We start from the raw sequence: 19,981 nt of genomic DNA on the forward strand, positions 1-19,981 counted from the left end.
CCCGGCCAGGCCTGCCGCGCAGGCCGGCCGCGGCGCTTTCCGGAGCGCTTGCCGGCGGCGCGCGGCCCCTGCCAGCCGAAACGCCGCCCGGCTGGCGTAAAATACGCACTTTCCTCTTTCTCGCCCCCTTATGACGCTCGCCTCCACGCTCGACATCATCGCCGAGCTGAAAGCCGGCCGGATGGTGATCCTGGTCGACGAAGAAGACCGCGAAAACGAGGGCGACCTCGTGATCGCCGCCGAATTCGTCACACCGGAAGCGATCAACTTCATGGCCAAGTACGGCCGCGGCCTGGTTTGCCTGACGCTGACGCAGGAACGCTGCAAGCAGCTGCACCTGCCGCTGATGACCTACCGCAACGGCACGCAGTACGGCACCGCGTTCACGGTCAGCATCGAAGCGGCCGAAGGCGTGACGACCGGCATCTCGGCCGCCGACCGTGCGCACACGATCGCCACGGCGGTCGCGCACGACGTGCGCCCCGAGCACATCGTGCAGCCGGGCCACGTGTTCCCGATCATGGCGCAGCCGGGCGGCGTGCTCGTGCGCGCGGGCCACACCGAGGCCGGTTGCGACTTCACCGCGCTCGCCGGCCTCACGCCGGCCGCGGTGATCTGCGAGATCATCAAGGACGACGGCACGATGGCGCGCCTGCCCGACCTGATCGAATTCGCGCAGGAGCACAACCTGAAGATCGGCACGATCGCCGACCTGATCCAGTACCGCAGCCGCACCGAATCGATCATCGAGCGGATCGCCGAGCGTACGATGCAGACCGCGCACGGCACGTTCCGCGCGGTGCTGTACCGCGACCAGCCGAGCGGCTCGCCGCACATCGCGCTGGTGCGCGGTGCGCCCGTGCCCAACGTCGATACGCCGGTGCGCGTGCACGAGCCGCTGTCGGTGCTCGACCTGCTCGAAACGGGCGTGTCGACGCACTCGTGGACGCTCGACGCCGCGATGCGCGAGATCGCGGAGCGCGACCTCGGCGTGATCGTGCTGCTCAACTGCGGTGACACGAAGGAACACCTGATCGACGTCTTCAAGGCGTTCGACGAGGAAGAAAAGGCCGCTGTGCTGAAGCGCCGGCCGGTCGATTTCAAGACGTTCGGCATCGGCGCGCAGATCCTGCGCGATGTCGGCGTCGGCAAGATGCAGGTGCTGTCGAATCCGCGCAAGCTGGGCAGCATGTCCGGCTACGGCCTGGAAGTCACGGGCTTCATTCCGATGCCCGGCGGCGAAGCCAAGTCCTGCCCGGCGTCCAACGCGTAACCCGCCACGGCGCTTTCGCCCTATAACCGTTCATCCACACCACGGACAAGATCATGGAAATCGGACAATACCAACCGAATCTCGAAGGCGACGGCCTGCGGATCGGCATCGTGCAATCGCGCTTCAACGAGCCGGTGTGCAACGGCCTCGCCGACGCGTGCGTCGAGGAACTGGAACGCCTCGGCGTCACCGGTGAAGACGTGCTGCTCGTGTCGGTGCCCGGCGCGCTGGAAATCCCGCTCGCGCTGCAGAAGCTCGCGGAAAGCGGCCAGTTCGACGCGCTGATCGCGCTCGGCGCGGTGATTCGCGGCGAGACCTACCACTTCGAACTCGTGTCGAACGAGAGCGGCGCGGGCATCACCCGCATCGGCCTCGACTTCAACCTGCCGATCGCCAACGCGGTCCTGACGACCGAAAACGACGAGCAGGCCGTCGCGCGCATGACCGAAAAGGGTCGTGACGCCGCACGCGTCGCCGTCGAGATGGCCAACCTGACGATGGCCCTCGACCAGCTCGGCGATGACGACGAGGACGAAGAGGAAGACGAAGACGACGAAGAGGAGCGCGCATGAAGAAGAGCGCCCGCCGACAATCGCGCGAGCTGGCGACGCAGGGGCTGTACCAGTGGCTGCTGTCGAACGCGTCCTCCGGCGAGATCGACGCGCAACTGCGCGGCGCGCTCGGTTACGACAAGGCTGACAAGGAGCTGCTCGACGCGATCCTGCACGGCGTGATCCGCGAGCACACCACGCTCGTCGAAGCGCTGACGCCGTCGCTCGACCGCCCGATCGACCAGTTGTCGCCGGTCGAACGCGCCGTGCTGCTCATCGCGACGTTCGAGCTCACGCACCACGTTGAAACGCCGTACCGCGTGATCATCAACGAAGCCGTCGAACTCGCGAAGACATTCGGTGGCTCCGACGGCTACAAGTACGTGAACGGCGTGCTCGACAAACTCGCCGCGAAGCTGCGCCCCGCCGAAACGCAGGCGCGCCGCAACGGCTGATACCGTTTGGTCCGGAACGGGCGCGCATGCGCCCGTTTTTTCTTTCGTCACGCCCCCTCCCCCTGCCCGCCCGATGAATACCGCCACCGATTCGCTCGTCAAGCTCGCCGCACGCGTCGACGCGATCCAGCCCTTCTACGTGATGGAACTGATGAAGGAGGCACAGCGTCTCGAGTCCTCCGGGCGCGATGTTATCCACATGGGCATCGGCGAGCCGGATTTCACCGCGCCGGAGCCGGTCGTCGAAGCGGCTGCGGCCGCGCTGCGCCGCGGCGTCACGCAATATACGAGCGCGCTCGGCATTGCACCGCTGCGCGAGGCGATCGCCGCGCACTACGCGCGCGCCTACGGCCTCACGATCAGCCCGGAGCGGATCGTCGTGACGGCCGGCGCGTCGGCTGCGCTGCTGCTCGCGTGCCTCGCGCTCGTCGGGCGTGACGACGAGGTGCTGATGCCCGACCCGTCGTATCCGTGCAACCGGCACTTCGTCGCGGCGGCCGAAGGCCGCGCGGTGCTCGTGCCGAGCGGCCCGGACGCGCGCTTCCAGCTCACCGAGGACGACGTCCGCACGCGCTGGGGCGACCGCACTCGCGGTGTGCTGCTCGCATCGCCGTCGAACCCGACCGGCACGTCGCTCGAACCGGACGAACTGAAACGGATCGTCGAAGCCGTGCGCGCACGCGGCGGTTTCACGATCGTCGACGAGATCTACCAGGGGCTCAGCTACGACGCGGCACCCGTGTCGGCGCTTTCATTCGGCGACGACGTCGTCACCGTGAACAGCTTCTCCAAGTATTTCAGCATGACGGGCTGGCGGCTCGGCTGGCTGGTCGTGCCGCCCGCGCTGGTCGGCACGTTCGAGAAGCTGGCGCAGAACCTGTTCATCTGCCCGTCCGCACTCGCGCAGCACGCGGCGCTCGCCTGCTTCGAGCCCGCCGCGCTCGACATCTACGAAGCGCGCCGGCTCGAATTCAAGCGCCGCCGCGATTTCATCGCACCGGCGCTCGAACGGCTCGGCTTCACGGTGCCCGTGATGCCGGACGGCGCGTTCTATGTGTATGCGCACTGCGGCGGCGTCGCCCACCCGGCGGCCGGCGACAGCGCCGCGCTCACGACGGCGATGCTGCACGACGCGGGCGTCGTGCTGGTGCCCGGCATGGACTTCGGTGTCCATGCGCCGCGCGACTATATCCGCCTGTCCTATGCGACGGCCTACTCGCGGCTCGAGGAAGCGGTCGAACGGCTCGCGACGTTGTTCGGGCAGCACTGAGCCACGACTGAGCCTCGGCCGGCACGCCGGCGGCTTCTCGCGCCGCAAAAAGCAAAAGGCACCCTGATCGGGTGCCTTTTTCATGTCCTGCCGGCCGAAGCCGTGCAGTGCTGCGCTACCGTCGTGCGTTACGCGCCGAGCTCCGAATGGTCGCCGTGCGACTTCGCGGTATCGACGCTCGCGTCGTCCTGCGGCGCGGCTTCCTTCGATGCCGTCGACTTCGCCGACGTCGTGGTTTCGAGCGTCGCATGCACGCGCTTCGCGCCGCCCGCTGCCGCCGTCACGGCGGCGGCCGTGACGATCGGCTTCGCCGGCGCCTGCGGCGCGTTGACCGGCACGCTGCGGCCGTGCGACACGTCGCGCAGGCGACCGCGCTCGGCCATCACCTTCGCGCCGTATGCGGTGTCGTCCGGGTTCGTCGAGCCGTTGTACAGGCGCAGGCCGTTCGCGAGCGAACCGCCACGTGCAATGCAGTCCTTCAGCACGAGCGCACCGACCTGGAGGTTCGCGAGCGGCTGCAGTGCGGTATCGGTGCCGCCGAAATACTCGAACTTGTCGGAATGAACCTTCGACATGACCTGCATCAGGCCCTTCGCGCCGACGCCGCTTTCTGCGTACGGGTTGAAGCCCGATTCGATCGCCATCACGGACAGCAGCAGCAGCGGATCGAGGCCGACGTCACGGCCGGTCTGGAACGCAGCCTTGACGAGCTGGCCGAGCGGCTCCTGCGCGACGCGGTAACGGCGCGACAGGTAGGTCGCGACCAGCGCCTGCTCGCGATTCGACGCGAGCGCACGGTCGTCACGCGCATCGGCCGCCACGCGCTGGGTCGGGATCAGCTTCGCCAGCGCGACGGGCGACGGGCCGTTGCGGGCCGGATCGGATGCATCGCCCTGCGCGTTGGCTTCCGGTGCGACGTCGAGGCCGACCGCAAGCGCGTCCGTTTCAGGGCTGTCTTCCTGCTGCGGCTGCGCGCCGGCGGGCGCGAAGTTCGGCAGCGGATGGCCGGTCAGCAGACGGGCCGGGCCGGCTTGCACGGCCGCGGATACGACCGGCATCAGCTTCGCGGCGAGCGTGCCGCGCACGGTTGGCAGCAGCCACAGTGCGAGTGCAACCGCGACCGCGAGACAGCCGACAACGCTGAATAGATGGTGACTGACACGCGTCCCGCGACGCAGCATGCTGCGCACGAATTGCGCATGCTGCTCACTAGGACGCCACGATAACCAAGCGTTCATTCAGATCATCTCCCATGAACATGACTCGTGCGGCTCGCTCAGCTCGATGGCGAGACAGGTAACGCGCCGCGGAATCACGACGCCGCACGCCTTGGTTGGGACGTGCAGACATCGGGGAAACGGTATAAGTACCGTTCGAGGCCACGGTGTAAGAGGGCCGGCACCTTCGCACACTGGGCGAGGCGGGCATACGCGGTGGCACCCACGCAAAAAACCAGCGTCTGGTGGCGCTGGCTGAGACTACGACTAAGGCCGTCGGATACGCCGTGCAGGTATCGGCGGACGGTGACGCGCTGCGTCAAAGATCGGTGATTGGCGGCTCGAAGCCTTTTACCCTGCAGCCAATGTGAGCGGATTCTAGCAGGGTTTTATAGATCGTCAACACTATAAAACCTTGAAATTATAACAAAAAGTAATTTACGGACACTCTTCAGATCGCGAGCCCCGTGCCGTAGGGGGTTTGCGCGCGGTCGACTTTTTTCTCCGCCGGGCGGGCATGCGGCGGCGCGGGTAAAATCGTCGGTCGATTCGGGGCCGCAGCCGGCCGCTGCGCCCGCCCATCGCTGCCCGCCACGCGGGTGGCCCGGACCATCTTCATGAAATACAAAGACTTACGCGATTTCATCCAGCGCCTCGAGGCGCTCGGCGAACTGCGGCGCGTCACGCAGCCCGTGTCGCCCGTGCTGGAAATGACCGAGCTGTGCGACCGCGTGCTGCGCGCCGGCGGCCCTGCGCTGCTGTTCAACGCACCGACCGGCTACGATTTCCCGGTGCTCGGCAACCTGTTCGGCACGCCGCGCCGCGTCGCGCTCGGGATGGGCGTCGACGCGGGCGACGACGCCGCGCTCGATTCGCTGCGCGATCTCGGGCGCCTGCTCTCCGCGCTGAAGGAACCCGATCCGCCGAAGAGCCTGAAGGATGCCGGCAAGCTGCTGTCGCTCGCGAAGGCCGTGTGGGACATGGCGCCGAAGTCGGTGTCGTCGCCGCCCTGCCAGGAGATCGTCTGGGAGGGCGCCGACGTCGACCTGAACAGGCTGCCGATCCAGACCTGCTGGCCCGGCGACGCGGGGCCGCTCGTCACGTGGGGCCTGACGGTCACGCGCGGGCCGAACAAGTCGCGGCAGAACCTCGGGATCTACCGGCAGCAGCTGATCGGCCGCAACAAGCTGATCATGCGCTGGCTCGCGCATCGCGGCGGCGCGCTCGACTTCCGCGAATTCGCGCTGCGCAACCCCGGCAAGCCGTATCCGGTCGCGGTCGTGCTCGGCGCCGATCCGGCCACGACGCTCGGCGCGGTGACGCCCGTGCCCGATTCGCTGTCCGAGTACCAGTTCGCCGGCCTGCTGCGCGGCAGCCGCACGGAGCTCGCGAAGTGCCTGACGCCCGGCGTCGACACGCTGCAGGTGCCCGCGCGCGCGGAGATCGTGCTCGAAGGCTTCATTTATCCGCAGGAAGGCACCCCCGCCCCTGCTCCGGCCGGCGCGCCGCCGCGCCCGGCCGGCAACGCGTCGGCCGCGTACGAACACGCGCTCGAAGGGCCGTACGGCGACCACACCGGCTATTACAACGAGCAGGAGTGGTTCCCCGTGTTCACCGTCGAGCGCATCACGATGCGCCGCGACGCGATCTACCACTCGACCTACACGGGCAAGCCGCCCGACGAGCCCGCGGTGCTCGGCGTCGCGCTCAACGAGGTGTTCGTGCCGCTGCTGCAGAAGCAGTTCACGGAGATCACCGACTTCTACCTGCCGCCCGAAGGCTGCAGCTACCGGATGGCCATCGTCCAGATGAAGAAGAGCTACGCGGGCCACGCGAAGCGCGTGATGTTCGGCGTGTGGAGCTTCCTGCGGCAGTTCATGTACACGAAGTTCATCGTGGTCGTCGACGAGGACGTGAACATCCGCGACTGGAAGGAGGTGATCTGGGCGATCACGACGCGCGTCGACCCCGTGCGCGACACCGTGATGGTCGACAGCACGCCGATCGATTATCTCGACTTCGCATCGCCAGTGGCCGGCCTCGGTTCGAAGATGGGGCTCGACGCGACCAACAAGTGGCCGGGCGAGACCAGCCGCGAATGGGGCCGCCCGATCGAGATGGATGCCGCCGTGAAGACGCGCGTCGATCGGCTCTGGCAGGAGATCGGACTCTGACGCCACGCGGCCGGCGCCCGCCGGCCCGTGGATTGCCATTGCAACAAGAACAACGAAGATGACCTTTCCGCCCACCTCCATGCTGTCCGACGGCTTCTTTCTGTCGCTGTCGCTCTGTCTCGACATCGGCCTCGTGAACGTCGCGATGCTGTCGCTGACGCTGTCACACGGCTTCCGGCCGGGCTTCTGGCTCGGCATCGGATCGTGCGTCGGCGATCTCGTCTATGCGGCGCTCGCGCTCGCCGGGATGGCCGTGCTGCTGCAGTTCGAGCCGGTGCGCTGGATCGTGTGGATCGGCGGCGGCGCGGTGCTGCTGTTCCTCACGTGGAAGATGGCGCGGGAAGCGCTGGCACCGGCCAAGGCGGCGGGCGACGATGCCGAGGAGACGCCGCAGCCGCGCGCGAGCGCGCGGCGCAGCTTCCTGCGCGGCATGCTGCTCGCGATGTCGTCGCCGAGCGCGATCCTGTGGTTCGCGGCGGTCGGCGGCGCACTGATCGCGAAAGCCGGCGCGACCACGCCGGCCACCGCGTCGGTGTTCCTGTCGGGCTTTTTCCTCGGCGGCCTCGCATGGACGCTCTTCATGTGCACGCTCGCGAGCCAGGGCCGCAAGCGCGCGGGCGCGGGGCTGATGCGCGCGTGCCACATCGCGTCGGCGCTGCTGTTCGCGTATTTCTCGTATAGCGTGATCGTCGGCGGCTACCGCGACCTGATCGTGAACGCGGTGTAATCGCAGCCGGCCTGCACGGGCCGCGCACCGAGGCCGGGCGGCAGCCCGAAAAGAAAAACGGCGCAGCGCCCCGCTCGGGACGCTGCGCCGTTTTGCCACGCGCGGTCAGGCCGCGCGGGACGAATCAGCGACGCCAGCCGTGATGGCCCCAGCCGCCGTAACCATGGCGCCAGTATGGGCGACCGTAGTAGCCACCATAGCCGCCGACGACCACGGCGGGCGGCGGTGCATAGTAGGCCGGCGCCGGTGCGTAATAGACGGGCGGAGGCGGCGGCGCGTAGTACACGGGCGGCGGCGGTGCATAGACGGGATACGCGGGTGCGACCGGGATACCGATGCCGACCCCGATCGACACGTGAGCCTGCGCAGCGCTTGCGGCACCCAGGCCCAGCGCGGCGGCGGCGATGAACGGAATGAGCTTTTTCACTTCGATTCTCCTGCTGGAGCGGTATTTTATGCGCCCCTGTCGGCAACGGCGGGCATGCACGTCGCATGGAAGCAATGTAGCGAAAACCCGTCCCTCACGTATCGGGCATTTGTTGCAAATTGCAATCGCACGCGGCCGGAACCGCCGTGCGGCGCGGCTCGCAGCACCTTCGGCGACCCTTGCGGGCCGCGCGGTTCCGTCCGACGAGTCGGGTCGCAACATCATGGCCGGTCAGTCTTACCGGATACGGCGCGTGCGGCGGGCACGCGATCGTAATGAACGATTACAAATTTGAGACAAGATGCCGACGTTTCAAGCCGGACGCGGGTGCGATATGTTTCGGGGTCGGATTCCACGATCGTGAATCGACCGTGGCGCCGGGCGCCGATACACGCATCGATAAATGCGTCGTTCGCGCCGCGTAGCGGCCGGCCACGCACGTGTCCGCACGGAAATTGCCCTTTCGCGGCCCCGCCGTCATTCCTGCGATACTGGCGGTTGCTTCGTTTTCGCTTACGTTCGCTGCCATGTCCGTCCCCGACACACCCCGCCTCGGCTTCATCGGCGCCGGCCGTCTCGCACGCTGTGTCGCGCAGCGCTTCGCACAGGCCGGCTTTCCGGTCGTCGCGATCGCGAGCCGCACGCCCGCGTCGGCCGCGGCCCTCGCCGCGCGCATCGACGGCTGCCAGGCGGTCGACACGCCGCAGCAGGTCGCCGACGCCGCCGACCTGATCTTCCTGACGGTGCCCGACGACCATCTCGCGTCCGCCGCCGCGGCGCTGCGCTTCGACGCATCGCGCGCCGCGCGGCAGGCCGTCGTTCACTGCAGCGGCGCGTCGGCCGTCACGCTGCTCGATCCGGCGAAGCAGCAGGGCACGGCCACCGGCGGCTTCCATCCGCTCTACCTGTTCGGCGGCACCGACGCCGACCTCGCCCGCATCGACGGCTGCTCGGTCACGATCGAAGCCGACGGCGCGCTGCATGCGACGCTGATGCGACTTGCCGCCGCACTCGGCTGCCATCCGCTGTCGATTCCGGCCGGCGGCCGGATGCTTTATCACGCGGCCGCGCACTACGCGGCGAGCTTCGCGCTGTGCGGGCTGGCGGAAGCGGTCGAGCTGTGGCGCGGCCTCGGTTTCGACGAGGAAGCCGCGTTGCGCGCGCTGCTGCCGATGCTGGCCGGTACGATCGAGACCGCACGCGACAAGGGGCTCGCGAACGCGCTCTCGGGCCCCGTGTCGCGCGGCGATACGGGCATCGTCGAACGCCAGTTGGCACTGCTTGAAACGCTCGGCGGCGATCACGCGACGCTGTACGCGTTGCTGACGCGCCGCGCGGTCGCGCTCGCGGCGCAGCGCGCGGCGCCGCCGGCGTCGCTGCCGGCACTCGCCGAAGCCGTCGAAACGTCGCTCGCGCGCACCGCCGCGCACCCCTCCCCGTCGCGAGACGAGGCGTGATAAGGTGTCGGCCGATGCGCCGCCATCCGGCGTTGGCGGCCGCACGCTACTGACCGTATAAAAAGGATGCCAACGATGTTCGGCGAGATCGCCCGTTTTCTGCTCAATACCATCTTCACGCTGTTCGGCGCCGCGCTGATCCTGCGCGTCTGGATGCAGGCCGTCCGCGTGCCGCCGTACAACCCCGTCACGCAGGCCGTGCTGCAGGCGACCAACTGGCTCGTGCTGCCGCTGCGCCGCGTCATCGCGGGCGTGCGCGGCATCGACTGGGCCAGCGTCGTCGCCGCCCTCCTCACCGCGCTCGTCTATGTCGTGCTGATGGTCGTGATGGCCGGCTTCGACCCGGCTGCGGTGATCGCGACGCTCGTCGTGGTCGCGCTGCTCACCGTCGTGAAGTGGGCGCTCAATCTCGTGATCTGGATGACGATCCTGATGGCGCTGCTGTCGTGGCTCAACCCGCGCTCGCCGGCCATGCCGATCCTCTACCAGCTCACCGCGCCGTTCCTGAACCCGCTGCGCCGCGTGATCCCGAATCTCGGCGGCATCGACCTGTCGCCGATCCTGCTGTTCGTGATCGTGCAGGTGCTGCTGATGATCGTCACGCGCGCCGCCGTGTCGCTGACGATGTTCGGCATCTGACGCCGTCGCACCCTACACCGCCGGCCCCCGCGCCGGCGGTGCGCCGAGCGTGTCGATCACGCCGAATTGCGCCGGTATCATCGCGTAGCACACGCGCACCTTTTCCTGCGACAGCCTCGCAAGCAAGCGCTGCGCCTCGTCCTCGGTGACGATGAATTCGACCTCGATCGCGAGCGACCCCTGCAGTTCGAAGAAGCGGTCCTCGTGCAGCACGCGATGCTGGCCGAAGCCGGCCATCGCGCGAAACGCGGAACCGCCCGCGACGCCCATCCGGTTCGCCTCCTCCAGCAGCCATTCCCACAGCGGCTTCCAGTGCAGCCGGTGCTGCTCGTGCACGTAGAAGCGCAAGAAGATCCTGTCCATCGCTCCCTCCGATGGCGGCACGCTCAGGCCGCCGCGAGCCATGCGCGCGCGGTCCACATGCCGAGCGCCGTCAGCGCGAACGATCCAGTCAAGTGTAGGGCAGCCACCGCAAACGCCCATCCGAATTCGCCCTGCAACGCATGCGTCATCACTTCGACCGAATAGGTCGAGAACGTCGTGAGGCCGCCGAGAAAGCCCGTGATCACGAACAGCCGCCACTCGGGCGGCAACCCGACGCGGGTCGTGAACACGACGGCGGCGATGCCGATCACGTAGCCACCGATCAGGTTCGCGGCGAGCGTGCCCAGCGGCACGGCGGGAAAGAATTCGTTGAGCGCGAGGCTCAGGAACCAGCGCAGCAATGCGCCGAGCCCGGCGCCGACGAAGATCGCGACGATCGAATAGAACAAGGGCGCTCCCGTTCGATGAAGCGGCTGGATTCAGCCGCCGGCCCCGGTCGCCCGGGATGATGTCCGGGCCGCACGCGGGCGGCACCGGCTGAACTGTATGCGGATTCGCGTCGCGCCTGCAACGGCCGCCGCCGCCGGGATGCCCGCCCGTTCACACACGGTCACGCGCGTTGCCAGGCGGCGTCGAGCGCGCCCAGCGTCGCCAGCGCGCCGCCCTTCAGGCCGATCACATCCGCCCGGCGCGCATGCGCTTCGCGCGCGTTGATGCGGATCACGTCGGCGCCGAGCCGTTCGCTCAGCAGGCGCACGGTCGGGATCGCGGTGCCTGCGCCGATCTCGACCACGGCGACACGCCCGGCCCGCGCGATCCAGTCTTCCAGCGCGCGTTCCTGCGCGTCGTAGCGCGCACCGAGCCAGCCGGTGTCGCCGAACATCAGGATGTTCGGCCGCGCGAGGCCGCCGCAGCGCGGGCAGCGCGGCATTTCGCCGACGAGGCGGCAGGTGATTTCGTCGACGTCCGGCACGAACGGCGCCGCATCCCACGTGTCGTCCGAGCAGGGGCGCAGGCACTGCATGGCGTGGATCGAACCGTGGATCTCGACGATCCGCGCCGGATCGAAGCCGGCTTTCTGGAACTGGCCGTCGACGTTGCTCGTCAGGACGAAGCCGCCGTTCGGCATCGCGTCGATCCAGCGGCGCAGGATCGCGAAGCCCGCATGCGGCACCGTCGCACGGTAGAGCGCGAGGCGGTGCCCGTAGAAGCCCCATGCGAGCGGCGCACGCGCACGGAACGCGTGCGGCGATGCGATCTCGTGGAATTCGAAGCGCTCGTGGCGCAGCGCCGGATACGCGCGCCAGAACCCGTCCGTGCCGCGAAAATCGGGCAACCCGGAATCGACGCCGATACCGGCGCCGGCCGTCACGAGCAATGCGTCGGCGCGCGTGAGCGCGGCAACGGCGGAAGCGACGAGATCGGCGGGCAGTTGCGCGGCGGCAGTCGCGGCAGTGAAATCGGCGGAATCGGAGAGCGGCATGACGGGGCGTCGGTGGCGTCGGACGGTGCGCGGGTGGCGTCGCGATCATACGCCGGTTCGCGCGCGGCGCGGCATGCATGACATGCACGATGCAACGGCATGACGCGACGCTCGCCCGGCCGCGGGCGGTGCGGGCAAGCGATCCGCGGAGCCGCCTGCATCGCCATGGCCGGGCGCCTCCCCGCCTGTTCAGCGATCCGGACCGTCCTGCACGACCGGTATGTCGTCGACCGAGAAGTAGACGGCCTTGCCGAGCTGCCGCGCGAGGGCGACATCCGCGTCGGCGCCGCGCGACGCGCCGTCGATCCGGCATACCGCATCGCAGCGGCGCAGCAGCCGGTGCGCGGCCGGATACAGGAACGCCTCGCTGACTGCATCGCCGACCTGTCGCGACCCGGCCGCGACGGCGAGCGGCAGCGACACCCACTCGCCGATCATCGGCACATGCCCGCGGCGATACACGGCGAGCGCCGCCTCCTCCAGCCGGTGCAGGTTCGCGGCGATGCGCGCGGGGTCGCCGTCCGTGCCGCTGCGGTAAGGGCCGGCGACCAGCACGAGCAGCGGCGTCATGCCGTGCGCGCGCCGGCGGTTTCCCGCAGCGCGACGTACTGGAGCAGCATGATCGTCTTCGCATCGACGATCTCACCGCGCTCGACCGCATCCAGCGCCGCCTGCAGCGGCATCTCGACGACCTCGAGATCCTCGCCCTCCTCCGCGACGCCGCCGCCGTCGCCGGTGCGCAGCGACGCATCGTATTCACCGACGAAGAAATGCAGCTTCTCCGTCACCGAGCCCGGGCTCATGAACGCCTCGAACACCTTGCGCACGCCGCGCACGCGGTAACCGGTCTCCTCCTCGGCCTCCGCGCGGATGCGCGCTTCGGGCGTCGCATCGTCGAGCAGGCCGGCGGCGGCCTCGAGCAGCATGCCGTCGTGTCCGCCGACGAACGCCGGCATCCGGAACTGCCGCGTCAGCAGCACGTCGCCGGTATCGGCATTGCGCAGCAGGATGGTCGCGCCATTGCCGCGGTCGTAGGTCTCGCGGCTCAGGCGCTGCCACGTTCCGTCGCGGCGCAGGAAATCGAACGTCACCTTCTTCAGCACATACCAGTCATCGGACAGCACCGTCGTATCGACGATGCGGACACGGTCCCGCGTTGCAGCCATCGCAGCCTCCGGTTCGACAAAAGACGGCGCCCATGGTAACGTGCAGATTCGTGCAATTTCAAGAAAATTCGTGCAAACCCGATGCTGACGACACAACGCAAGAAAGCGATCCTCGACGCACTCGCGCGCGACGGCCAGGTGCTGGCGGTCGAGCTGAGCGCGCAATTCGGCGTATCCGAAGACACCGTCCGCCGCGACCTGCGCGAGCTCGCGGCCGAGGGCCTGCTGCAGCGCGTGCATGGCGGTGCGCTGCCGGCGTCGCCGGCCGTTGCGCCGTTCGCGCAGCGCGAAACGATCGAGACGGCGGAAAAGCGGCGCATCGCGCGCCGCGCCGCGGAGATGATCGCGCCCGGGCAGGTGGCGATCGTCGATGGCGGCACCACCTCGGCGCTGCTCGTCAGCCAATTGCCGGCCGACCTGCGCGCGACGATCGTCACGCACAGCCCGAGTGTCGCGGTGGCGCTCGCCGCGCATCCGTCGATCGAGGTGATCCTGATCGGCGGGCGGCTCTACAAGCATTCGATCGTCGCCGTCGGCGCGGCGGCCATGGAAGGCATTGCGCGCATCCACGCGGATCTTTACTTCATGGGCGTGACGGGCGTGCACCCGGTTGCGGGGCTCAGCACCGGCGATTTCGAGGAAGCGGCGATCAAGCGCGCACTGGCCGAACGCGCGGCCGAGACCGTCGTGCTCGCGTCGCAGTCGAAGCTGCGCGCGGCGTCGCAGTTCGTGATCGGCGAGCTCACGCTGGCGCACACCGTGGTGGTCGAAAAGGAAACCGACGCCGCGTTGACGAAGCCGATCGAAGCGGCGGGCGTGACGGTCGTGCGCGCGTAGCGTCGGTTGTGGCCGTGCCGGATGGGCCGGATATGTCCGTCGTATCACCAGCGTGCTTTCATCGCGCCAACCCCTCGCCGATGTCAGCGTGCTGACAGCGTCCGCTTGCTAACATGGGCGCCCGCCCAATCGCCATGCACCGCACGCCCGATGCCACCGCCCTCCGCCACCTCTTCATCGGCGCCGCCCGCAGGCAATGCGCCGCCGCCCGGCGTCCTCGCACTGTTCATTGCGTTCTCGCAGATCGGCCTGACCAGCTTCGGCGGCGGGCTCAGCGGCCGGATGATGCGCGACTTCGTGTACGAACGCCGCTGGCTCGACGAGGAGGCGTTCCTCAACGGCCTCGCGCTGTCGCAGGCGCTGCCGGGCGTCAACGTGAAGAACCTCGCGATCTGGATCGGCTACCGGCTCGCCGGATGGCGCGGCGCCGTGGCCGGCTTCACCGGCATCATCGCGCCGCCGGCCGTGCTGATCGTATTGTTCGGCATCGCGTTCTCGACCCTCACGCGCTTCCCGCTCACGCACGTCGCGCTCGCCGGCGCGGCGGCCGCGGCGATCGGGCTGTCGATCTCGATGGCGATCACCGCCGTGCGTCGGTTGCCGCGCCGCGCGCTGCCGTTCGCGGTGACGGCGCTCACCTTCGTGTCGGTTGCGGTGCTGCACTGGCCGCTGGTGTGGACCGTGCTGGTCGGCGGCACGCTGAGCGTCGCGCTCGAATACCGCCGCGCGGCCGCCACACCGGCCGGGCGCGACACACGATGACCGCATCGCAACGCTACGCTGCGCTGTTCGGCGTGTTCGCGCCGCTGTCGATCGCGACGATCGGCGGCGGGCAGGCGATCATCGCCGACATCCAGCGGCAGGTGGTCGACGTGCATCACTGGATGACCGCCACGCAATTCGTGAACGATTTCGCGATCGCGCGAATGGCGCCGGGCCCCGGCTCGCTGCTGGCGACGCTGATCGGCTGGCAGGTGGCCGGTTTCTGGGGCGCGGTGATCGCGACGCTCGCGCTGTTCGGCCCGACGGCGTTCCTGATCTACGGCGTCGCGCATCTGTGGCGGCGGCACCAGGGCGCGCGCTGGCAGATCGCGCTCGAGGCCGGCCTGCGCCCGGTCGCGGCCGGCATGATCCTCGCGTCGGTGTGGGTGCTGCTGCAGGCGCTCGACGGCGGCTGGGCCGCGCGCGCGATCGCGGTCGCGTCGACGCTGTGCGTGATGTATACGCGCGTCCATGCGCTGTTGTTGATCGCCATCGGCGCGCTGCTGCTCGTCGGCGTGCACGCGATCGGCGGCGCGTAGCGCACGCCGCCTTGCACCGCGGAACCGCTCGGGCGCGTGAACGCAGAGGCCTGTTCACGCCAATGGCGGGCCTGCGCCGGTCCTACCCGCCGCGAAACACCGGCGCGCGCCGCTCCGCAAACGCGCGCAGCCCTTCGTCGAAGTCCTCGCCTTCGCACGCGTGCCGGCGCAACTCGGCGATCCGTTCGAACGCGTCGGCCGGCAACGGCCGCGCGTCCTGCAGCACGCGCAACTGCTCCTTCACCGCGTGCACCGCGAGCGGCGCCTTCGCGGCGATCGTGCGCGCGACGTCGAGCGCCGCCTCGTCGACACCGCCTGCTTCCGCCAGCCGGTTCACGAGCCCGTGATGCGCGGCGCGTTCCGCATCGAGCGGCTGCGCGCAGAAGAACATCTCCTTCAGCACGTGGATCGGCAGGTTGTCGTGGAAGCGCAGCAGGCCGCTCGTCGAATACGGCAGGCCGATGTTCGCGGGCGTCATCGCAAAACGCGCATCGCGCGCCGCGACCACCAGGTCGCAGCTCATCACGAGATCGACCGCCCCGCCCCACGCCGACCCCGACACCGCCGCGATCACCGCGCCCGGATAAGTCCGCACGCGCCGCAGCGCCCGTTCGAGCGGCTTGCCGTACGCGAGCGGATCGCGATCGTCGGCCAGCTCGCGCAGATCGTGCCCCGCGCTCCACACGTCGCCGCTGCCGTCGTTCGACAGGATCACGACGGGCGGAGGACGGTGTTCGGCCAGCGCATCGAGGCGCGCGACGAGCGCATCGAGCAACGGCGCGTCGAGCGCATGCCGGCGCGCCGGATTCGCGAACCGCACGCGCGCGATCCGTTCGCCGACCATGTCGACCGTCACGCGCGACGCGCCATCGTGTTTCGTCGTGTCGCTCATTGCACGGCCTCCGCCACCGCTTCCGCCTGGAAGATCGCGCGCCCGGCCAGCAGCGTGTCGATCGCGTCGTCGTCGAAGCCCGCTTCGCGCAGCACGTCGACCGTATGCTCGCCGAGCAGCGGCGGCGCATGGCGCGTGCGCGGCGCCGGCACCGCGTCCCCCATCCCGCCGAGCGGCGTGACGACCTGGCGCAGCGTGCCGAGCGTCGGATGCGCGACCGGTTCGACCAGCCCGCAATGCGCGAGCTGCGGATCGTCGAACACTTCGTCGAGCGTGTTGATCGGCCCCGCCGGCAGCCCGGCGTCGACGAAGCGTTGGGTCCATTCGCGCTTGCCGCGCGTGCGCAACCGGCCTTCAAGCAGCGCTTTCAGTTCGTCACGGTGCGCGACACGCGCATCGTTGGTCGCGAAGCGCGGATCGTCCGGCAGTTCGGGCAGATCCAGCAACTGGCACAGCCGCAGCCACATGTCGGTCGTGATCGGCGCAAGGTTGAGCGGCCCGTCGGCCGTCTCGAACACGCCGTACGGCGCGATCACCGCATGCGCATTGCCGGTGCGGCGCGGCACGTCGCCGAGGCTCAGGTAGCGTTGCCCGTGCACGCTCAGCAGCGACACGAGGCTTTCGAGCAGCGACGTGCCGACATGCTGCCCGCGCCCCGTGCGCTCGCGCTCGAACAGCGCCGCCATCACGCCGGTCGCGACCCACATCCCCGAGCTGAGATCGCCGATCGCGGTGCCCGTGCGGGTCGGCTCGCCGTCGGGAAAACCGGTGAGGCTCATCAGCCCCGCGTAGCCCTGCGCGATCTGGTCGAAGCCCGGCCAGTCGCGCAACGGGCCGCGCGGGCCGAACGCGGTGACGCTGCCCATCACGAGCCGCGGATCGCGCGCGCTCAGCGCGGCGTAACCGAGCCCCATCGCGTCCATCGTGCCGGCCTTGAAATTCTCGATCACGACGTCGGCCTGCGTGATCAGCCGGCGCACGACGTCGAGGCCGGCCGGCTGCCGGAAATCCACGCAGATGCCGCGCTTGTTGCGGTTGCAGGACAGGTAGTACGTGCTCACGCCGCGATCGAACGGCCCCCACGCGCGGCTCATGTCGCCGTGCGGCCCCGACTCGACCTTGATCACGTCGGCGCCGAGATCGGCGAGCACCATCGAGCAGAACGGCCCCGACAGCGCGCGGCTCAGATCGACGACCCTGATTCCTTGTAATGCCTGCATTCCGGACTCCTGATATTGATGACTGGGTGTAGCTTGTTTCCGAACGATCGCGGCGCACCGCTCATTCGGGCAGCGTCTGATGGCGCGTTTCGACCGCGAACGGCAGGATCAGGATGCCGAGCCCGAACGCGGCCGCGGTCCATGCGACCGGCACGCCGAGCGATCCGTAACCGTGAATCGCGGCGCCGAGCAGGAAGTTCACGCCTGCGCCGATGAAGCGGCCGACCGACGCGTTGAACGCGAACGCGGTGGCACGCACGCGTGTCGGGTACTGCTCGGGCAGCCACAACGAGAAGATCGCGAAATTGCCGCCGAAGAAACCGAGGAACGCGAGCGACACCATGAATGCCGCGAGCCCGTTCGGCTGGTAGAACGCCCAGCCGAACGCGAACACGATCGAACCGGCCATGCCCGTGAAATACACACCGAGCGCCGTGCGCCGGCCAAGCCGTTCGGAGAGCCACGGCGCAACCAGGCAGCCGGCGATCGTCGCGCACGACAGGATCGCCGCGCCGATCGACGCGAGCCGCAGCGCGCCGATGTGATCGATGCCCGCACGCGCCGCCAGCGTCGTGACCGCGCTCGCCTCGTACACGGAGCCGGCCCACAGCCCGACGATCGCGACGCCGACCAGGCTCGCGCTCGTCAGCGTGCGGCGCAGGAAGGCCGGCGCGAAGATCTCGCGCAGCGGATGCGCGCGCCGCGCGTCGGCCACGTCGCCGTCGCGCGCGTCGTGCCGGCGCCACTGGCCGGGCTCCTTCACGCGCATCACGGTGAACACCGCGAGCAGCGCGGGCGCGAGCCCGCACAGGAACATCGCGCGCCACCCGTAGGTCGCGCCGATCGTGTAGTTCAGGCACGCCGCGATGAAGAAGCCGAAGTAGTAACCCGTCTGCAGGTAGCCGGCGCCCATCTTGCGGCGATCCTCCGGCCAGCTCTCGGCCACGTAGGTGCCCGCGAGCGCCCATTCGCCGCCGACGCCGATCCCGGCGATCAAACGGCACGCGGCCAGTGCCCACACGTCGTGCACGAACGCGGCCGCGCCGGTGAACACCGAGTAGATCAGGATGCTCGCGGCGAGCGTGCGCACGCGGCCGAAGCGGTCGGCGAGCGGCCCCCAGATGAACGACAGCCCCCAGCCGATCAGGAACAGCGCGAACAGGATCGAGCCGTACATCCCGAGATTCGCGGGCGTCGCCGCGATGCCGGATGCCGGCAGCAGCTCGGTCAGCGCGGGAATCAGCACGAGCGCGTAGATCACCGAATCCACGCCGTCGAGCACCCAGCCCGCATACACGGCCCAGAAGCCCTTGACCTGCTCGCGCGTGAGCGGCGTGCGCCGCGGCTTCGCGCCGGCCGCCGGCGCGTCGATCGCCTTGAACATCTTCGTCTCCTTGCCGGCGGGGCCGGCACTTTTGCCGCGTCCGGTCCGGGATGGCCGGCAGGCTGGCTCTTGTGTGAGACGAGTATAGAAACCCCATCGATCGGGGAAAAATATGATATTCATCTTGCTCGATCGGATTGGCTTATGGCTTGAATCGGGAGGCGGCGGCGATGGACTTGAGGCAGTTGCGCTATTTCGTGAAGGTCGTCGAATGCGGCAACGTCACGCATGCGAGCGAGGCGCTGCATGTCGCGCAGCCGGCGGTGAGCCAGCAGATGCGCAATCTCGAACAGGATCTCGGGATGCAGCTGCTCGAACGCAGCGTGCGCGGCGTCGCGCCGACCGCCGCCGGCCGCACGCTGTACCAGCATGCGCTCGAACTGCTGCGCCAGGCCGACGGCACGCGCGAGCTGCTGCGCCGCGACGCCGACACGCCGCAGGGCCGCGTGACGGTCGGGATGCCGTCGAGCACCGCGCGCGTGCTGGCCATTCCGCTCGCCCGCGCGGTGCGCGACCGCTACCCGGGCATCATGCTGGAACTGATCGAGGCGCCGAGCGCCGATCTCGACACGCTGCTCGAACGCGCGCGGCTCGATCTCGCGATCGTCGTCGACGCGGTCGAGACGCGCGGCATCGCGATCCACCGGCTGCTGACGGAAACGCTGTACCTGATCACGTGGCCCGAATTCCCGGTGCCGGACGATCCCGTGCCGCTCGACGCGATCGCGCGGATGCCGCTCGTCCTGCCGAGCGCGCCGAACACGATCCGCAACCGTGTCGAATGGGCGATGCGCGAGGCCGGGCTGTCGTACGAGATCGGCTTCGAGGCAAGCTCGACCGGGCTGCTGTTCGCGGCCGTGATGGCGCAGCTCGGCGTGACGATCCTGCCGTGGACGGCCGCGCACGTCGAGATCGAGGAACGCAAGCTCAAGCTGTCGACGGTCGCGCACCGGCTGTTCGCGCGCGACCTGTCGCTGTGCTGGCACGATACGGCGCTCGTCAGCAACGCGGTGCAGAAGGTGAAAGCCGAGATCGTCCGGCTGTTCGACACGCTCGGGCAGCGGCCGGAGTGGGCGGCCGGGCAGGCGTGACGGGCAGGCGGCATGCGTTGCCCTGCCGCGCCGTGTGGACTAAGCTCCTTTCATCCTGGGTACCGCTGACACCTCCACTCCTCCTCGCCGCTC

The 19,981-nt window shown here is 69.1% G+C and carries 23 protein-coding genes; 12 read left to right on the plus strand and 11 right to left on the minus strand.

The genetic code is table 11. The features are described 5' to 3' along the window. The first annotated feature begins 130 nt into the window (after positions 1-130). From ribBA to DPV74_RS13730, 4 genes are all read left to right on the plus strand, one after another. On the plus strand, positions 131-1,273 hold the full coding sequence (gene ribBA, locus DPV74_RS13715; RefSeq protein ID WP_119337390.1) for a bifunctional 3,4-dihydroxy-2-butanone-4-phosphate synthase/GTP cyclohydrolase II: 1,143 nt from the start codon (positions 131-133) through the stop codon (positions 1,271-1,273). Positions 1,274-1,326: 53 nt separating this feature from the next. Further along, on the plus strand, positions 1,327-1,845 hold the full coding sequence (gene ribH / locus DPV74_RS13720) for a 6,7-dimethyl-8-ribityllumazine synthase (protein WP_011351235.1): 519 nt from the start codon (positions 1,327-1,329) through the stop codon (positions 1,843-1,845). Further along, positions 1,842-2,279, plus strand: a complete 438-nt coding sequence (gene nusB, locus DPV74_RS13725) for a transcription antitermination factor NusB (RefSeq protein WP_027788132.1) — start codon at positions 1,842-1,844, stop codon at positions 2,277-2,279. The genes ribH and nusB overlap by 4 nt, the downstream gene beginning before the upstream one ends. 73 nt (positions 2,280-2,352) lie before the next feature. Beyond that, on the plus strand, positions 2,353-3,549 hold the full coding sequence (locus tag DPV74_RS13730; protein WP_027788133.1) for a pyridoxal phosphate-dependent aminotransferase: 1,197 nt from the start codon (positions 2,353-2,355) through the stop codon (positions 3,547-3,549). Positions 3,550-3,677: 128 nt separating this feature from the next. Here the strand turns inward: DPV74_RS13730 and DPV74_RS13735 are convergent, their stop codons facing one another. Beyond that, a complete protein-coding gene (locus tag DPV74_RS13735; protein ID WP_027788134.1) occupies positions 3,678-4,787 on the minus strand; it encodes a lytic transglycosylase domain-containing protein in 1,110 nt (369 codons plus the stop codon). Positions 4,788-5,217: 430 nt separating this feature from the next. Then, positions 5,218-5,412 carry a hypothetical protein gene (locus DPV74_RS13740; RefSeq protein WP_124535574.1) on the minus strand — a complete coding sequence of 65 codons (195 nt, stop codon included), beginning with the start codon at positions 5,410-5,412 and terminating at the stop codon, positions 5,218-5,220. On the opposite strand from DPV74_RS13740, the gene DPV74_RS13745 reads away from it, so the two are divergent. Beyond that, positions 5,384-6,940 carry a UbiD family decarboxylase gene (locus DPV74_RS13745; protein WP_027788135.1) on the plus strand — a complete coding sequence of 519 codons (1,557 nt, stop codon included), beginning with the start codon at positions 5,384-5,386 and terminating at the stop codon, positions 6,938-6,940. The two genes, DPV74_RS13740 and DPV74_RS13745, sit on opposite strands and share 29 nt — an antisense overlap. Before the next feature lie 58 nt (positions 6,941-6,998). Further along, positions 6,999-7,667 (plus strand): LysE family translocator, encoded by a 669-nt coding sequence (locus tag DPV74_RS13750; protein ID WP_059695907.1) that lies wholly within the window; start codon positions 6,999-7,001, stop codon positions 7,665-7,667. 124 nt (positions 7,668-7,791) lie between these two features. Here DPV74_RS13750 and DPV74_RS13755 read toward each other — a convergent pair whose 3' ends face one another. Further along, positions 7,792-8,094, minus strand: a complete 303-nt coding sequence (locus DPV74_RS13755) for a hypothetical protein (protein WP_021157078.1) — start codon at positions 8,092-8,094, stop codon at positions 7,792-7,794. A gap of 527 nt (positions 8,095-8,621) precedes the next feature. Between DPV74_RS13755 and DPV74_RS13760 the strand changes: the two genes are divergently transcribed. After that, on the plus strand, positions 8,622-9,551 hold the full coding sequence (locus tag DPV74_RS13760) for a Rossmann-like and DUF2520 domain-containing protein (protein WP_119337391.1): 930 nt from the start codon (positions 8,622-8,624) through the stop codon (positions 9,549-9,551). Between the two features lie 75 nt (positions 9,552-9,626). Next, on the plus strand, positions 9,627-10,190 hold the full coding sequence (locus tag DPV74_RS13765) for a YggT family protein (protein ID WP_027788138.1): 564 nt from the start codon (positions 9,627-9,629) through the stop codon (positions 10,188-10,190). A gap of 12 nt (positions 10,191-10,202) precedes the next feature. Here the strand turns inward: DPV74_RS13765 and DPV74_RS13770 are convergent, their stop codons facing one another. From DPV74_RS13770 to DPV74_RS13790, 5 genes are all read right to left on the minus strand, one after another. Further along, the gene (locus tag DPV74_RS13770; RefSeq protein ID WP_119337392.1) at positions 10,203-10,553 is read right to left on the minus strand and encodes a DUF190 domain-containing protein; all 351 of its coding nucleotides are present in this window, start codon (positions 10,551-10,553) and stop codon (positions 10,203-10,205) included. Between the two features lie 23 nt (positions 10,554-10,576). After that, positions 10,577-10,963: a fluoride efflux transporter CrcB gene (gene crcB / locus DPV74_RS13775; RefSeq protein WP_027788140.1), complete on the minus strand. Its 387-nt coding sequence runs from the start codon at positions 10,961-10,963 to the stop codon at positions 10,577-10,579. A gap of 161 nt (positions 10,964-11,124) precedes the next feature. Then, positions 11,125-11,997: a Sir2 family NAD-dependent protein deacetylase gene (locus DPV74_RS13780; protein ID WP_119337393.1), complete on the minus strand. Its 873-nt coding sequence runs from the start codon at positions 11,995-11,997 to the stop codon at positions 11,125-11,127. Between the two features lie 189 nt (positions 11,998-12,186). Continuing rightward, positions 12,187-12,567, minus strand: a complete 381-nt coding sequence (locus DPV74_RS13785) for a DUF4406 domain-containing protein (RefSeq protein WP_119337394.1) — start codon at positions 12,565-12,567, stop codon at positions 12,187-12,189. Beyond that, positions 12,564-13,163 (minus strand): NUDIX domain-containing protein, encoded by a 600-nt coding sequence (locus DPV74_RS13790; RefSeq protein WP_021157072.1) that lies wholly within the window; start codon positions 13,161-13,163, stop codon positions 12,564-12,566. Before DPV74_RS13790 ends, DPV74_RS13785 begins: the two co-directional genes overlap by 4 nt. Before the next feature lie 81 nt (positions 13,164-13,244). On the opposite strand from DPV74_RS13790, the gene DPV74_RS13795 reads away from it, so the two are divergent. The 3 genes from DPV74_RS13795 to DPV74_RS13805 all read left to right on the plus strand — a co-directional run bounded on the left by DPV74_RS13795 (position 13,245) and on the right by DPV74_RS13805 (position 15,301). After that, the gene (locus DPV74_RS13795) at positions 13,245-14,000 is read left to right on the plus strand and encodes a DeoR/GlpR family DNA-binding transcription regulator (RefSeq protein WP_119337395.1); all 756 of its coding nucleotides are present in this window, start codon (positions 13,245-13,247) and stop codon (positions 13,998-14,000) included. 150 nt (positions 14,001-14,150) lie between these two features. After that, the gene (locus DPV74_RS13800; protein WP_060357149.1) at positions 14,151-14,762 is read left to right on the plus strand and encodes a chromate transporter; all 612 of its coding nucleotides are present in this window, start codon (positions 14,151-14,153) and stop codon (positions 14,760-14,762) included. Further along, entirely contained in the window at positions 14,759-15,301 is a 543-nt protein-coding gene (locus tag DPV74_RS13805; protein WP_027788146.1) for a chromate transporter, read from the plus strand. The genes DPV74_RS13800 and DPV74_RS13805 overlap by 4 nt, the downstream gene beginning before the upstream one ends. A gap of 82 nt (positions 15,302-15,383) precedes the next feature. Here DPV74_RS13805 and scpB read toward each other — a convergent pair whose 3' ends face one another. From scpB to DPV74_RS13820, 3 genes are all read right to left on the minus strand, one after another. Beyond that, on the minus strand, positions 15,384-16,193 hold the full coding sequence (gene scpB / locus DPV74_RS13810; protein WP_060193881.1) for a methylmalonyl-CoA decarboxylase: 810 nt from the start codon (positions 16,191-16,193) through the stop codon (positions 15,384-15,386). Beyond that, positions 16,190-17,413 carry a CaiB/BaiF CoA-transferase family protein gene (locus tag DPV74_RS13815; protein ID WP_119337396.1) on the minus strand — a complete coding sequence of 408 codons (1,224 nt, stop codon included), beginning with the start codon at positions 17,411-17,413 and terminating at the stop codon, positions 16,190-16,192. The genes scpB and DPV74_RS13815 overlap by 4 nt, the downstream gene beginning before the upstream one ends. 61 nt (positions 17,414-17,474) lie before the next feature. After that, the gene (locus DPV74_RS13820) at positions 17,475-18,797 is read right to left on the minus strand and encodes an MFS transporter (RefSeq protein ID WP_119337397.1); all 1,323 of its coding nucleotides are present in this window, start codon (positions 18,795-18,797) and stop codon (positions 17,475-17,477) included. A 170-nt stretch (positions 18,798-18,967) separates the two neighbouring features. On the opposite strand from DPV74_RS13820, the gene DPV74_RS13825 reads away from it, so the two are divergent. After that, positions 18,968-19,888 (plus strand): LysR substrate-binding domain-containing protein, encoded by a 921-nt coding sequence (locus tag DPV74_RS13825; RefSeq protein ID WP_119337398.1) that lies wholly within the window; start codon positions 18,968-18,970, stop codon positions 19,886-19,888. Positions 19,889-19,981: the final 93 nt, after the last annotated feature.

Origin of the sequence: Burkholderia sp. HAN2018, assembly GCF_024704855.1 — a bacterium.
Classification (GTDB): Bacteria; Pseudomonadota; Gammaproteobacteria; order Burkholderiales; family Burkholderiaceae; genus Burkholderia; species Burkholderia cepacia.